Source organism: Gabonibacter chumensis (genome assembly GCF_024741215.1).
GTDB lineage: Bacteria > Bacteroidota > Bacteroidia > Bacteroidales > Marinifilaceae > Gabonibacter > Gabonibacter massiliensis.
Window position 1 is genome coordinate 56,033 of the sequence record NZ_JANSKB010000008.1, and the last position, 14,663, is coordinate 70,695.

At 45.9% G+C, this 14,663-nt stretch carries 13 protein-coding genes; 6 read left to right on the forward strand and 7 right to left on the reverse strand.

Annotated elements, in window-relative coordinates; genetic code table 11:
* Positions 1-98 precede the first annotated feature (98 nt).
* Together NVS78_RS13565 and gltA are read left to right on the forward strand one after the other, a co-directional pair.
* Positions 99-917, forward strand: a complete 819-nt coding sequence (locus NVS78_RS13565; protein WP_286359643.1) for a sulfide/dihydroorotate dehydrogenase-like FAD/NAD-binding protein — start codon at positions 99-101, stop codon at positions 915-917.
* A gap of 4 nt (positions 918-921) precedes the next feature.
* The gene (gene gltA, locus NVS78_RS13570; RefSeq protein ID WP_286359644.1) at positions 922-2,397 is read left to right on the forward strand and encodes an NADPH-dependent glutamate synthase; all 1,476 of its coding nucleotides are present in this window, start codon (positions 922-924) and stop codon (positions 2,395-2,397) included.
* A gap of 110 nt (positions 2,398-2,507) precedes the next feature.
* Here gltA and ybaK read toward each other — a convergent pair whose 3' ends face one another.
* Positions 2,508-2,996 (reverse strand): Cys-tRNA(Pro) deacylase, encoded by a 489-nt coding sequence (ybaK, locus tag NVS78_RS13575; RefSeq protein ID WP_286359672.1) that lies wholly within the window; start codon positions 2,994-2,996, stop codon positions 2,508-2,510.
* Between the two features lie 175 nt (positions 2,997-3,171).
* On the opposite strand from ybaK, the gene NVS78_RS13580 reads away from it, so the two are divergent.
* The 4 genes from NVS78_RS13580 to NVS78_RS13595 are packed head-to-tail and all read left to right on the forward strand — an operon-like array spanning position 3,172 to position 8,279.
* Positions 3,172-3,969 carry a metallophosphoesterase family protein gene (locus NVS78_RS13580; protein WP_286359645.1) on the forward strand — a complete coding sequence of 266 codons (798 nt, stop codon included), beginning with the start codon at positions 3,172-3,174 and terminating at the stop codon, positions 3,967-3,969.
* Positions 3,950-4,648 carry a hypothetical protein gene (locus NVS78_RS13585; protein ID WP_286359646.1) on the forward strand — a complete coding sequence of 233 codons (699 nt, stop codon included), beginning with the start codon at positions 3,950-3,952 and terminating at the stop codon, positions 4,646-4,648. Before NVS78_RS13580 ends, NVS78_RS13585 begins: the two co-directional genes overlap by 20 nt.
* 27 nt (positions 4,649-4,675) lie before the next feature.
* Positions 4,676-6,067, forward strand: a complete 1,392-nt coding sequence (locus NVS78_RS13590) for an alpha/beta hydrolase family protein (RefSeq protein ID WP_286359647.1) — start codon at positions 4,676-4,678, stop codon at positions 6,065-6,067.
* 19 nt (positions 6,068-6,086) lie between these two features.
* Complete coding sequence (locus NVS78_RS13595; RefSeq protein WP_286359648.1) at positions 6,087-8,279, forward strand: patatin-like phospholipase family protein; 2,193 nt, start codon at positions 6,087-6,089, stop codon at positions 8,277-8,279.
* 68 nt (positions 8,280-8,347) lie between these two features.
* Here the strand turns inward: NVS78_RS13595 and NVS78_RS13600 are convergent, their stop codons facing one another.
* The 6 genes from NVS78_RS13600 to NVS78_RS13625 form a co-directional block, all read right to left on the reverse strand.
* A complete protein-coding gene (locus tag NVS78_RS13600; RefSeq protein WP_286359649.1) occupies positions 8,348-9,766 on the reverse strand; it encodes an NADH-quinone oxidoreductase subunit N in 1,419 nt (472 codons plus the stop codon).
* 23 nt (positions 9,767-9,789) lie between these two features.
* Positions 9,790-11,283: a complex I subunit 4 family protein gene (locus NVS78_RS13605; protein WP_286359650.1), complete on the reverse strand. Its 1,494-nt coding sequence runs from the start codon at positions 11,281-11,283 to the stop codon at positions 9,790-9,792.
* Positions 11,284-11,300: 17 nt separating this feature from the next.
* Positions 11,301-13,202, reverse strand: a complete 1,902-nt coding sequence (gene nuoL, locus NVS78_RS13610) for an NADH-quinone oxidoreductase subunit L (protein ID WP_286359651.1) — start codon at positions 13,200-13,202, stop codon at positions 11,301-11,303.
* 50 nt (positions 13,203-13,252) lie between these two features.
* Positions 13,253-13,552 carry an NADH-quinone oxidoreductase subunit NuoK gene (gene nuoK / locus NVS78_RS13615; protein WP_041504607.1) on the reverse strand — a complete coding sequence of 100 codons (300 nt, stop codon included), beginning with the start codon at positions 13,550-13,552 and terminating at the stop codon, positions 13,253-13,255.
* Between the two features lie 56 nt (positions 13,553-13,608).
* Positions 13,609-14,118, reverse strand: a complete 510-nt coding sequence (locus tag NVS78_RS13620) for an NADH-quinone oxidoreductase subunit J family protein (RefSeq protein WP_041504556.1) — start codon at positions 14,116-14,118, stop codon at positions 13,609-13,611.
* Positions 14,119-14,183: 65 nt separating this feature from the next.
* Positions 14,184-14,654 (reverse strand): 4Fe-4S binding protein, encoded by a 471-nt coding sequence (locus NVS78_RS13625; protein WP_286359652.1) that lies wholly within the window; start codon positions 14,652-14,654, stop codon positions 14,184-14,186.
* Positions 14,655-14,663 lie beyond the last annotated feature (9 nt).

Consider the following 14,663-nt stretch of genomic DNA (forward strand, 5'->3'; position numbering starts at 1 on the left):
ATGAAGGAGAGAAGGTGGTTACGGGTGTTTTTTGTTGATATTTTTTATTATCTTCACACCCCTTGAACGTGTGATATAATATTAAGAGAGTAACGAATATGAATAAGATACTGAGTAAAACCTATTTTTCGGAGCGGGTAGTGAAATTGGAAGTGGAGGCCCCTTTGGTCGCCAAGGCGAGAAAACCCGGTAATTTTGTCATCGTGCGGGTGGGGGAGAAGGGAGAGCGAATGCCTTTGACGATAGCGGATGCCGATTTAAAGCGGGGGAGTATTACATTAGTGGTGCAGGTGATGGGAGTTTCTTCCCGGAAATTATGTGCCTTGAAGGTAGGGGATTATATCACGGATTTAGTAGGGCCATTGGGAAAACCGACTCGCATAGAAAAAGTAGGAACGGTGTTGGCTTGCGGTGGCGGTGTCGGTGTCGCACCTTTGTTGCCTATTGTCAAAGGGTTTAAGGAAGCTGGTAATCGGGTCCTATCGGTGATCGCTGGAAGGACGAAGGATTTGGTTATTTTGGAAGATGAGATACGGGCTTTGTCGGACGAAATGATTATTATGACGGATGACGGTTCTTACGGAAAGAAGGGATTGATTACGGAGGGGATGGAAGAGATCATAAAACGGGAGAAGATCGATTTGGCGGTGACTATCGGTCCGGCAATCATGATGAAGTTTTGTGAGAAATTGACGCGGAAATATGACGTTCCCACGATAGCCAGCTTAAATGCTATCATGGTGGACGGTACTGGTATGTGTGGAGCCTGCCGGGTTACGGTGGGAGGAAAAACCCGGTTCACCTGTGTCGACGGACCGGAATTTGATGCGCATCAGATTGATTTTGACGAGATGTTGTCCCGCTTAAACGGGTATAAAAATACCGAGAGTGAAAAATTGCATGAATTTGAAAAATAAAAATATGAGTGGGGTAAGTGATCGGAATGCTGCCTGGAGACAGCAGTTACGTCGAGATGTGCCGGGTAAGGAACGGACATCCATAGAGCGGGTTCGTATGCCGGAAGTGGATCCCGTGGAGAGGATTAAGAGCCAAAGGATAGAGGTGAATAAAGGGTTAACGTCGGAAATGGCCGTTCTGGAAGCGAAACGTTGTATGGATTGTATAAATCCCACGTGCATGGAAGGTTGTCCGGTGGAGATTGATATTCCCGGTTTCGTGAAGAACATTGAAAGGGGGGAGTTTTTACAAGCGGCCGTAATCTTGAAGAATACGAGTGCTTTGCCGGCGGTTTGCGGCCGGGTATGCCCTCAGGAGAAACAGTGTGAATCCAAGTGTTTTTATATTCAAAAGTTGAATAAGCAACCGGTAGCTATCGGTTATTTAGAGCGGTTTGCGGCGGATTACGAGCGGGAATCTGGTCGCGTATCCGTTCCTGAGGTGGCTCCGGCTAACGGTATAAAAATGGCGGTGATCGGTTCCGGGCCGTCCGGACTCTCGTGTGCCGGGGATTTGGCTAAAAAGGGATTTGATGTGACCGTTTTTGAGGCTTTGCACGAGATCGGAGGGGTGTTGAAATATGGAATTCCCGAGTTCCGTTTGCCTAATCGGGTAGTGGATGTGGAGATTGACAGTCTGAAAAAGATGGGGGTGAAATTCGTTACCAATTTTATCGTGGGTATGACGGATTCGATGGAAGATTTAAAGTCGGAAGGTTTTAAAGGATTTTATGTAGCTTCGGGAGCGGGATTGCCCCGTTTTATGAATATACCGGGAGAAAATTACAATGGCATACTCTCTTCCAACGAGTATTTGACCCGGGTGAATTTGATGGGTGCCGATAGTGAAGAGTCGGATACTCCCGTGTATCACGGGAAACGGGTGGTCGTAGTCGGCGGGGGAAATACCGCGATGGATTCTGTCCGGACGGCAAAACGTCTGGGTGCCGAACGGGCTACGATTGTTTATCGTAGAAGCGAGGAGGAGATGCCTGCCCGGATCGAAGAGGTGAAGCATGCCAAGGAAGAGGGATGCGAGTTTATGACCCTGACCAATCCGGTTGAATATATTGCCGATGAAAATCGCCGGGTTAAACAAGTGAAAGTACAGAAAATGGCTTTAGGAGAACCGGATGCCAGCGGACGTCGTAGTCCGGTGCCTGTTCCCGGCTCCGAATATCTGATAGATGCCGACGTGGTGGTCGTGGCCGTGGGAGTCTCTCCTAATCCGATAATTCCTCGTTCCGTGGAGGGACTGAATGTCTCTTCCAGGGGAACGATTATCGTGGATGAAAAGACCATGGAGTCCAATATTCCCGGACTTTTCGCGGGCGGAGATATCGTACGCGGAGGAGCCACGGTTATTTTGGCGATGGGAGACGGACGCAGGGCTGCGGAGTATATGTCGGAACGACTGACAACGAAAGAATTTAGGGATTAGGGGATTAAGTGATTTAACGATTCAATGATTGGTCGATTGAATCAACATCCGCTAATTGTAAATTGAGCTCCGAATTTTCTAATCTACAATCTTTTTAATCATCTAATCTCTTAATCTTTTCCCTCGATCCTTATCGTCTTGGCTTGGGTGATGCGGATTAGGTCGGAGGGGGAGATTTTGATTTGCAGACCGCGGATTCCGGCGCTGATATAGATGTAATCGAAATGAAGACAGGAGGAGTGAATGTAGGTCGGAAATTCTTTTTTCATGCCAATAGGGGAACAACCTCCCCGGACATAGCCCGTTGTAGAGAGTAATTCTTTCACGGGAATAAGATCGGCTTTTTTATTTCCGGACACTTTGGCAGCTATTTTCAAGTCGACTTCTCGATCGCCTGGAATAACGCATACGAAAAAGCCGGTTTTATCTCCTTTCAGTACAAGGGTTTTAAAGACCTGCCCGATATTTTCCCCTAATTGTTCGGCAACGTGAACGGCAGCCAGGTTATTGTCGTCGACTTCGTAAGGAACAAGCTCGTAATCGATTTTTGCTTTGTCGAGTAGACGGGCTGCATTCGTTTTGTTTACTTTAGCCTTCATGATCTTTTTTTTCATTGCAAAGATAGTATATTGCGAGGAAAAACGGATGGGATTAGAGTTTCGGAAACGAGGAGCGATTTAACTTTCTATTTTAATATTTATTATCTTAAAATATATTGTATTTGGTCTGTTTTTTGTACTTTACTTTTTCGTGTAGTGTAAAAATAAACTTGTGATGAGAGTAGGTGTAATGTTAATGATCGCTTTGTTTGTATATGGTTGCGATCTGATAGAGTACCATCCTTATGATGTCCGTTTGGGTGGGGAGAGGGGAATAAACGAGAAGAATATTGCCCGTATCGAGGAGGCTTGTAAAGGGAAAGATACAATTCGTTTCGTGTTGATGGGAGATAGTCAGCGTTGGTATGACGAGACTGAAAAGTTCGTCTCCCACGTGAACACCCGTGATGATGTGGATTTTGTTATTCATGGCGGGGATATTTCCGATTTTGGCTTAACCAAGGAGTTCGAGTGGGTGCGGGATATTATGTCGAAGTTGAAAGTGCCCTATGTTGCTTTGCTCGGTAATCATGATGTGTTGGGAAACGGGGTGGAGGTGTACAAGAAGATATACGGAGATATGAATTTTTCGTTTATTGCGGGTGATACGAAATTTATCTGCATGAACACTTGTGCCTTGGAATTTGATTATTCCCATCCGATCCCAGATTTTTCTTTTATTTATAAAGAGTTGCAGGATAGTGTTTCCGGTTTTAAGCGTACGATCCCCGTGATGCATGTCCGACCGGGAGATGTTGAATTCAATAATAACGTGTCTCAGGTATTTCATGAGTTGTTGAGGCGTTTTCCCCGGATGGAATTTTGTTTGCATGCACACAATCATACTTTGATGGCGGAAGATCTGTTTGAAGACGGAATCATGTATTACGGTTGCAGTTGTATGAAAGATAAAAATTATTTGTTGTTTACTTTAACCCCGAAAGGATATGGTTATGAAGTGGTCTATTATTAAATGGGGGATCGGGTTATTTCTTTTTGTCACTTCGCCTCTTTGTGCACAGCAGGATGCCGACAGCATTCGTATAAAGGAACAGGAAGCTCATCGTTTGGCCCGGCAAGAACGTTTACGGGCACGCTACGAGCGAAAATTGATGAATTACCAGACGACTTGGCAAAAATTGATTCCTAAATATCAAAAACTGCAATTTGCCGGTTCCATAGGTTTGATTTCGTTAGGAATGGGATGGGATTACGGTAAGAGAGACCAATGGGAAACCGATTTCCTGATCGGATTCATACCCCGTTTTTCTTCCAATGAGGCAAAGGTTACTCTTACATTAAAACAAAATTATATTCCCTGGACCAATGTTTATTTAGCCAAACGTTGGTCGTTCGATCCCTTGACGACGGGTATTTACGTGAATACGGTATTGGACGATGCTTTTTGGGTGAAGGAACCGGATCGTTATCCGAGTAACTATTATAAGTTTTCCACGCGGGTTCGTTTCCATGTTTTTATCGGACAACGGCTTACTTTCGGGTTAGACCGGAGTGCCCCCTTTAAAAAAATGACGGTCTTTTACGAATTCAGTACCTGTGATTTATATTTTATCAGTGCTGTCGGAAACAGGTATATCGGTTTAGGAGATATTTTGAGTCTTTCTTTCGGGATCAAGTTACAAATTTTGTAGATTTGTAAAAGAATCAACACGAGACTGATGAGAAACTTCTTAATCGTTTGGATAGTATGTTTTATAGGGGGAGCCGGAACGGTTTCGGCTCAGCATGATACGGGTGCATGGAACGGAATATTGCTTTTTCCGGGTGGGGTTTTAAAACTCGTGTTGCATATCGATAGAAACGAAGGCGGATATACCGCCTCTTTGGATAGCCCCGCTCAGGGGGCCCTCGGAATCCCTGTCGATACCGTTTGTTGGAGAGATGGACAATTGCGTTTCGTCATTCGGAAATTGGGTGTTGAATACACGGGAAAATTGAATGGAGAGGGAGAGATCGAAGGAACTTTTAAGCAGATGGGATACACCTCTTTTTTGCTTTTTGTCCCGGGAGACGGAAATATACGCTATCAGGAACCCCGGGGGCCCTATCCTTACCGGGTCGAGGAGGTATTTTTTGAGAATAAAAGAGATTCCGTCAGGTTAGCTGGAACCTTGACTTTACCGGAAGGGAAGAAGAGCTTCCCTACGGTTGTGTTGATTAGCGGTAGCGGCCCGCAGAATAGAAATGAAGAGATGATGGGACATAAACCTTTTTGGGTTTTGGCCGATTATTTGACGCGACAAGGCATCGGCGTGTTGCGGGTGGATGATCGGGGGGTGGAAGCTTCCGCGGGAGATTTTAATTCCTCCTCTTTATGGGATTTTGCTTCGGATGCGGAAGCGGCGGTCGATTTTTTAAGGAGAGAAAAAAAGATCCGGCGAATCGGATTGATCGGTCATAGTGAAGGGGGATGTGTGGCTTCTGTTGCGGCAAGCAGAAACAAGCGTGTTGGTTTTATCGTTTTATTGGCAGGACCCGGTATTCGGGGGGATCGACTCGTCTTATTGCAGAAGGAGTTGATCGGGAAAGCTTACGGAACGGATCCGAAGTTGATGGAAAAGATTGGCGATTTGGATCGGGCGATTTTTGATCGGATTATTGCTTCGGAGGATCCTGAAAAGGAACGGGATTCCATTACTGCTCTTGTCTCCCGTTTTGCACATGAACATCTTTTTTTGAAACCCGGCAATATGAGTCTCGATAGATGGATTCGAGTACAGGTGGATGGTTGTCTGACTCCTTCGTATACGGCTTTGCTCAAATATGATCCCTATCCGATACTGAAAAAGGTAAAGTGTCCGGTTTTGGCTTTGAACGGAGGGATGGATTTGCAGGTTCCCGCGGGTGTTAACATAGAGGCGATACGAAATGCTTTGACAGAGGGAAAAAACAGACGGTTCGAAGTAAGGATATTACCCGGATTGAATCATTTGTTTCAAGAGTGTACCACGGGGACTCCCGGGGAATACGGAATCATAGAGCAAACTTTTTCTCCAGTGGCGTTGAAAGAGATCGGCGAATGGATATTGGATTTACACGGTAAAAAATGACGGAATAACAGTGCTTCCCATGAAAAGAGTCTGGTTGTCTTTTTTATTTTTTCTGTTGTTGTGCAGTACTGCGGATGCGCAACGGAAAAAAGTCGGACTCGTGTTGAGCGGGGGAGGAGCCAAGGGTGTGGCTCATATCGGGGTGTTGCAGGTATTGGAAAAGGCGGGGATACCTGTCGATATAATCGTGGGAACCAGTATGGGATCCATTGTTGGCGGGTTATATGCCATCGGTTATCGTGCGGATGCTCTCGACAGTATGGTACGCCGTCAGAATTGGGAATTTTTACTGAGCGATAAGGTGTATCGGTATGATCTCTCTTTTTACGAAAAAGAGCAGGATGAAAAGTACTTATTGTCCATACCTTTTGATCGAAGCAAAAAGCAGGGACGATCTTTGGGATTTGTAAGCGGCCAGAATATTTATAATCTGTTTCAGGATTTGACGATCGGTTATCATGATTCTTTGGATTTTATGAAATTGCCTATTCCGTTTACCTGTATCGCGGCGGATATGATAACCCGGAAGGAGATCCGGCTCGATCGGGGTAACCTGGCGTTGGCGATGCGTGCCAGCATGGCCATTCCGGGAGCTTTTACGCCGGTTCGAATGGAGGATATGGTGTTGGTTGACGGGGGTGTATTGAATAATTTTCCGGTGGATGTGGCTAAGGCGTTGGGTGCGGAAGTGATTATCGGGGTGGATGTACAGGCCGATTTGCTCGGTGCGGATGAATTGAAATCCGTTTCCCAGGTGATACCCCAGATTATTAATTTGCTTTGTATGAATAAATACGAGGCAAACCTCAAACAGACGGATCTATTGATACGTCCTAATGTAAAGGGTTATACTGCGGCCAGTTTCAGTACGAAAGCGATCGATTCGTTATTGGCCCGAGGAAAAATCGCCGCTTTGTCGAAGTGGGACGAATTGATGGCTTTCAAGGAGAAAATCGGAATCAAACCGGAAAAGGCGGAATCGAAAGTCGGGAAGAGTCGTTTTGTGTCTCCCGGGTATTTTAGGATACGGGATATCCGGGTTTTGGGAGTCTCCCCGAAAGATGAAAAATGGGTAAGGAGAAAATTGTATGTCCGAGAAAATAGTGAAATTTCTTTACAGGATTTGCACCGGACCATCGCCGTTTTGTACGGTACGAAAGCATTCAGTGCCGTTAATTACCGTTTGGTTGGGGATCCTCCCTATGATCTGGAACTGACCCTGAAAGAGCATCCGGTGAGTCGTGTGAACATAGGTTTTCGGTTTGACTCCGAGGAGATGGCGGCTATCCTGATCAATACGACATTGAACAATAAGACTCTGCGAGGTTCCCAGTTTTCCGTAACGGGGCGTTTGAGTGCCAACCCTTACGTGCGTTTGGAGTATACGTTGGAAAATACTTTTTTACGTCGGTTCAATTTGGCCTATATGTTTCGTTTTAGCGACGTTAACGTGTATAAAGAGGGGCATAAGGATTACAATATGACGTTCCGTTATCATATGGGAGAGCTCGGACTTTCTAATTTTTATTTCCGGAACTTCCAGTTTCAGGTAGGTTTGCGTTACGAATATTTCGATTACAATTCCTTTCTCTATTCTGCCGGGGGAGAGGTGATGGACGTGCGGCCGGAGGGCTTTTTCAGTTATTACGGGTCGGCTCGTTTGGAGACCTACGACCGGCGTTACTATCCGACCCGGGGGGTCTCTTTCCGGGCCGATTATTCCCTGTATACCGATAATATGATTACCTATAAGGAGCATTCTCCTTTTTCTGTATTGGAGTCTCGTTTAGAGGGAGTGATACCGCTAACGAACCGTTTGAAGATATTGCCTTCTGTCTCGGGGCGGGTTTTGATCGGTCGCAGCCCGGCATATTCTTATCTGAATTGCATGGGAGGAGCGCATCCCGGCCGTTATCTGCCCCAACAGATAGCTTTTTTAGGGATCAACCATATGGAGATGGCCGAGAACTCGCTTGTCGTGTGGCGGCTTCAATTGCGACAACGGATGGGAGGCCGGCATTATGCCTCTTTGATCGGTAATTATGCCCAACAAGACGATCGTTTTTTCGATATGTGGGGCCGACGGGGTATTTGGGGCGGAGGCGTTTCTTATTCGCGGGATTCCCGCTTGGGACCGATAGATGTCGTGTTCAGTCTTTCCGACCGGGATAAAAAATTGAAATTCTATTTTGATCTGGGGTTCTATTTTTAAATATACAAAAAGATAAATCCCCTTTAATCTCTTCCGAAGAATAAAGGGGATCCGTATATGGAGGAAAATTAGAATCTGCTGAATGTATCGATGTATTCGTAAACACTGCTGATGAGGCCTAATAAAAGAATACCCGCGCTGCAAATCACTAAACTTAACCGGGTGTAATTATCGGAACGGAAAGCCGTCACGGCTTCTTCGTTTTTGTTGATAAACATGGCTTTTACGATTCTCAGGTAGTAGTAAAGCGAGACGATCGTGTTCAGCAGGGCGATGAATACCAAGACGTAGTATCCCTCTTTGGCGGCGGCGGCAAAAATAAAAAATTTGCTGAAGAATCCGGCAAAAGGAGGAATCCCTGCCAAGGAAAACAGGGCGATCATCATGGCGATACTTAATTTGGGATTTGTCGAGTATAAGCCGTTATATTCGTCGATATTCAATTTTCCGGAACGAGTTTCGACGATGGCGATAACTCCGAACGCAGCTAAGTTCGAAAGCGTGTAGATCAGGATATAGTATACCAATCCCGTCATACCCATAGCCGATCCGCTGATAACACCCAACATGATGTAGCCGGCCTGCGAGATGGAAGAGTAGGCGAAGAATCGTTTTATATTCTGTTGGCGCAGGGCGAAGAGGTTGGCTAAGGTGATCGTGGCGATGATCACACCGTAGAGAATGGCTTGCCACTCGTGGATCAGGTTTCCGAATACCTTAAACAAAACGGTCATTAACACGAAAGCGGCCGATCCTTTGGATATAACGGAAAGATAAGCGGTTACGCTGGTCGGAGCCCCCTCGTAAACGTCGGGCGTCCACTGGTGGTAGGGAACTAAGGATAGTTTGAATCCTAAACCCGTGAAAAAGAATACGAAGGCCATGATTTGGATCGGGCTGCCGTTGATACCCGCGGGAATATCTTCGAAATAGAGGGTTCCCACGGTACCGTAAATCAACGAGATACCGTAAAGGGCCAATCCGGAAGCAAAGACCGCCGAAAGAATGTATTTGGCTCCGGCCTCCGCTGAAAGATGCTTGTATTTGTTATAAGCGGCCAACGTAGCCATCGGGATGGATACGGTTTCCATGCCGATAAAGAACATCAGGAAGTTTCCGGCAGAGATCATAAAATACATGCCTAACAATGTCGAGAGGGTGATCATGTAAAATTCGCCCCTTCGAATGACGGTCTCTTCGCTTTTCAGCCAGTTATTTGCCTGCATGAAAATAAGCAGTGTACCTATATTCAGAATTGTTTTTACGATTCCTCCCATCGGTTCGTAATGGTACATGCCCCCGAACGCGGAAGCAGCTTCGCCGGGAAACAGATTCAACAGGGTATGTATTCCCATCAGGATACAGGCTGTCGGCTGAAAATATTTCAGACTTTTGGGAGAACCGAATATATCGTATAGCAAAAGGATGACTATCAGGGCGACTAAGGATAGTTCTTCTTTTAATGGCATTAGATTCGTGTAATACATTTTATTTTGAGGTTTAATGATTACTAATAGTTCAACACGTTAACGACCGGCAATAAACTTTCGCGGATCATGTCGGATATCCATAAGGGAGCCAGACCGATACCGGCTATCGCCAGTATCAATACGATGACGGACAGGCGTTCGTACCAGTTGGCATCCATGAGGGCCAGATGGTGGTCGTTAACGACTTGTCCGTACAGAAGTTTACCGACTACCCGCAGGATATAGACCGCCGTAATGACGATTGAGGTACAGGCGATGATCGTGAAGACCCGATGGAAGGTATCCGTGTGTTGGAACGCCCCGACAAATACCGTCATTTCGGCCACGAATCCGCTTAATCCCGGTAAACCTAAAGAGGCTAAACCGGCAATAACGTAACAGCAACCCAAGAAGGGAATAATCTTCATCAATCCGCCCATTTCCCGGATATCCCGCGTGTGCGTGCGTCCGTATATCATGCCGATGAGGGCGAAGAAGAGAGCCGTCATCAAACCGTGGGAGAGCATCTGGAGTACGGCTCCGGTCATGGTAGTCTGGTTCAGCATCAGAATGGCGAACAATACCAATCCGCAATGGCTTACGGAAGAGTAGGCATTGATGTATTTCAAGTCGGTTTGTACGATGGCCGAATAGGCCCCGTATACCACGCTGATACCCGTCAGGATGATAAATATCCAAGATAGTTCTTTGGCGGCTTCGGGCATCAGGTAGATGGCTACCCGGAAGCAACCGTAGCCTCCTAACTTCATCAATACTCCCGCGTGTAGCATGGAAACGGCCGTCGGGGCGGATGCGTGTCCGTCGGGAGACCAGGTATGAAACGGAAACAAAGCCCCCAAAACACCGAAACCGACGAATGTCAAAGGAAAGAACCAATGTTGGGCTTCTACCGGGATGTGGGTTCGGGCGATCCGGAGCAGGTTCATGGTCAACTGTCCCCCGTCGGTTGCCGAATGGAAGTAGATACCCAAGATTCCTACCAATAATAAGGCCGAGCCTCCCATCAGCATGAGGGTTAATTTCATGGCCGCATACTCTTTCTTTCCGCTACCCCATACCCCGATCAATAGATACATGGGAATCAGGGCGATCTCGTAAAACATAAACATGGTGAACAGATCTACGGAGATAAAGAAACCGAATACGCCGACGGCGAGCAAACAGAACCACATGAAGTATTCTTTTTGCAGGAACTCCATTTTCCAGGAGGCAAATATTCCCGTGAAAACAATGACGGAAGAGAGCAGTAACATGGCGACGGAGATTCCGTCGACCCCTACGGAGTAGTGTATGTTAAGCGGAGCGTACCATACGCAATCTGCCGTAAAAAGCATTTCCGCCGTGTTTCCGGCGTTCCGTTCGCCTATGTAGGCAAATACCGATCCGATGGCCAAAGCCAGCAATAGAGATCCTCCCGCGGCAACAACGGCTCGTATCTGTTTCAGGTTCGCTGAAAAGAGCAATCCGCACATCATCAGGATCGGAATAAGAACGAATAAGGATAAAAAATTCATATCTTTTGTATTTTAGATTACACGAATAAAACCAAAAAGGCGATGAATAAGGTACCCAACAGGATAATATAAGCATACAGTTGTATTTGTCCGGATTGGAATCCCCGGATCGCGTAAGCGGTTCGTTGGGACAATTGAGCTATACCGTTCATCGTTCCGTCGATGATGTGGCGGTCGAACCAGGCGATCGGACGGGATATTCCGTTGAATATGATCCGTTTGGTAATAAACAGGTAAAACTCATCGATATAGAACCGTTTGGATGCTGCCCTGTATAAAGTAGGGAAAGTATTGGCCATTTGAGCCGGGACGGAGCTCTCTTTTTTATACAGGCGGGTTGCGATCGCTATCGCTAAACAAGCGATAAGTACGCTACTGGCGGCTACGACCCAATCCAAATGAATCACGTATTCGGCTCCGTTACTGCTGACAAATTTCCCGAAGGGAATAAAACCGGCAAACAGGGTGACTATGGCCAGAAATACCAACGGTAAGGTCATGGACCGAGGAGCTTCGTGGGGCGTGTGTTCGTGCGGACTCTCTTTTCCCCAAAAAATATTGTAATACAACCGGAACATATAGAATGCGGTTAAAGCGGCGATAAAACTCATGATACCTCCCAATATAGGATTGAAATTGAACGTAGCAGCCAATATTTCGTCTTTACTGAAAAAACCAGAGAAAGGGGGAATCCCCGAAATGGCAAGACAAGCGACCAAAAAGGTAATATGCGTAACCGGAAGATACTTTCTCAATCCTCCCATATGGCTCATCTCGTTGCTGTGTACGGCATGAATGATGGCTCCTGCGCCGAGGAACAACAAGGCTTTAAACATGGCATGAGTGAAGAGGTGGAACATGGAAGCCATGTAGCCCAATCCGGCATGTCCGTCCATGCCGGAGACACCCAAAGCTACCATCATGAACCCGATTTGGGAGATGGTAGAGAAGGCCAATACCCGTTTGATATCAGTTTGCACGCATGCGACGACAGCCGCGTATAAAGAGGTAAAAGCCCCCACGATAGCGATGACGACTAAAACATCGGGCGCCTCCAGGTAATAGACGGGAAATAATCGGGCTACCAGATATACTCCTGCCACGACCATGGTGGCGGCGTGAATCAACGCGGAAACCGGAGTCGGACCTTCCATGGCATCCGGTAACCAGATGTGTAAAGGAAACATGGCCGACTTTCCTGCTCCCCCGATAAAAATAAGGGCCAATGCCCAGCTGATAACAGAGCAGTCCATAAATGTCATTCCGGATGCGTCGGCAAACAGAGATCGGTCGCCGGAAGTCAGCAATTCGAAACTGAATGTTTTTGTGAAATAGGATAATAGCAGGATTCCGATCAAAAAGCCGAGGTCGGCAAACCGGGTGACGATAAATGCTTTTTTAGAGGCGGATACAGCTTCCGGTTTGGTATAATAGAAACCGATCAGCAGGTAGGAGGAGACCCCGACTAACTCCCAGAATATGTACATCTGGAAGATATTGGTTGCCACAACTAACCCTAACATGGAAAAGCTAAATAGGGAGAGAAAAGCGTAATAACGCTGAAATCCCCGTTCTCCTTTCATGTATCCGAGGCTGTATATATGCACCATCAGCGAGACCGTGGTAATGACCACCAGCATCATGACCGAGATCGGGTCTAATAAAAGTCCTAAATCGATATGCAAACGGTCCGTGAATTGAAGCCACGTGAAATTCACGGGGATTAATTTTTCATATATGCCGTTTACCTGTGCCGTTGAGAAATATTGCCCTGCCGCGATATAGGCTAAGATGGCCGATAGGGCGAGAGAGGCGGTTCCTATGCAACCGGCTGTCAGCGGTTTAAGCTTCGTCCCCAGTAACCCGATGGCCAAGAAGGTAAATAGCGGCAGGATCAGAATGAGTAAAACGTATTCCATGATTTATAATTTTATATTTTCAAATTCCCGATTTTGTAATTCGTCGGATTTTAATGTTTCATCTTATTCAAGTTCTTTACTTGGATATTCCTGATGTTCCGGTATATGTTTATAATGATGGCGATGGCCACGGCCGTTTCGCAGGCTGATATTCCGATTGCAAACAAGGTGAAGAAAAAACCTTCCAATTGATCGGGAAAAAGGTAACGGTTGAATACCGCGAAATTGATATCAACCGAGTTCAGGATCAGCTCGATCGAGATCAAGATGGCCAATAAATTTCGGCGGGTGATGAATCCGTATATTCCTGCAAAAAGCATGACGGTACTGATTACCAGATAATATTCCATGTGTATTTCCATGTGCTTATGTTTAGATTTTGCAATGTTTTTCTTTCGTTTTGTTTTTATCGTTTCCGGGCGATGACAATACCCCCGATCATACAAGCCAACAGTAAGACGCTGATGGCTTCAAAAGGCAGCAGGTATTGGTATTTCTCCATGCCCATTAAGGCCGTTCCGATGGTTTTCATATGAATTTCTCCATCCGCGGGCCGACTGGGGCCGAACGAATGTGTTAAAGTGATAAAAACACATAGGACCGTACCTGCCAAAGCTGTCAGTAAACCCGCGGCCATTTTGCTGTTTTTTAGTTTTTCCGCTTTATCTCCATCCGGACTGGTCAACAAAATGGAGAACACGTAAAGTATGATAATGCCTCCCGCGTAGATGGTTATTTGAACGGCACCTAAAAAGGAGTAATTAAGCTGAAAATAGATACCTGCCGTGGCAAAAAGCACGAATAACAGGTAGGTCGCAGATCGTAGAATCCTTTTGGTCGTTACCGTCAGAATGGAACAAACTACGATGACTGTCGCCAAAATAAAAAAAACGGCATCTTGTAAAGCAATATTCATAATTCAATCTATTAATATAGAGACGGGGTTGTAACAAAAGTTCCTGTTATCCCTCTCTCTTTTCATTATTTTGTTTTTTCTTCCACTTTAGATCCTTCGCGGTTCAGTATCCTGACCAATTTTGAACGCGTGAAAACAGCGTGTTCAAACGTGGGAATAAATGTAATAGCCTGTTGGGGGCAGTTTTTTACGCATAGTTGGCAAAACAGGCAACTACCTAAATCGTATTGGTATTTTACCAATACCTTTTTCTTTTTTCCCTCCTCGTCCGTCACGAATTCCGAAGTGATTTTGATGGTTCCGTTAGGACAATTCATCTCGCAAATACCGCAAGCGATGCATTTATGTTCGTTTTTTTCGTTATGCGGCATGGTCAATTCTCCCCGGAACCGATCGAACATTTTCAATGTAGCCCTGTTTTCAGGATATTGTTCCGTTGTTTTCCGGGTGAAAAATTCGTTTAACGTTACCCGCATTCCGACAAGCAGCGAGTGTAAGCCGCTGAAAAAGGAACTGATATATTCTTTCACGTTCATAATTCAAAG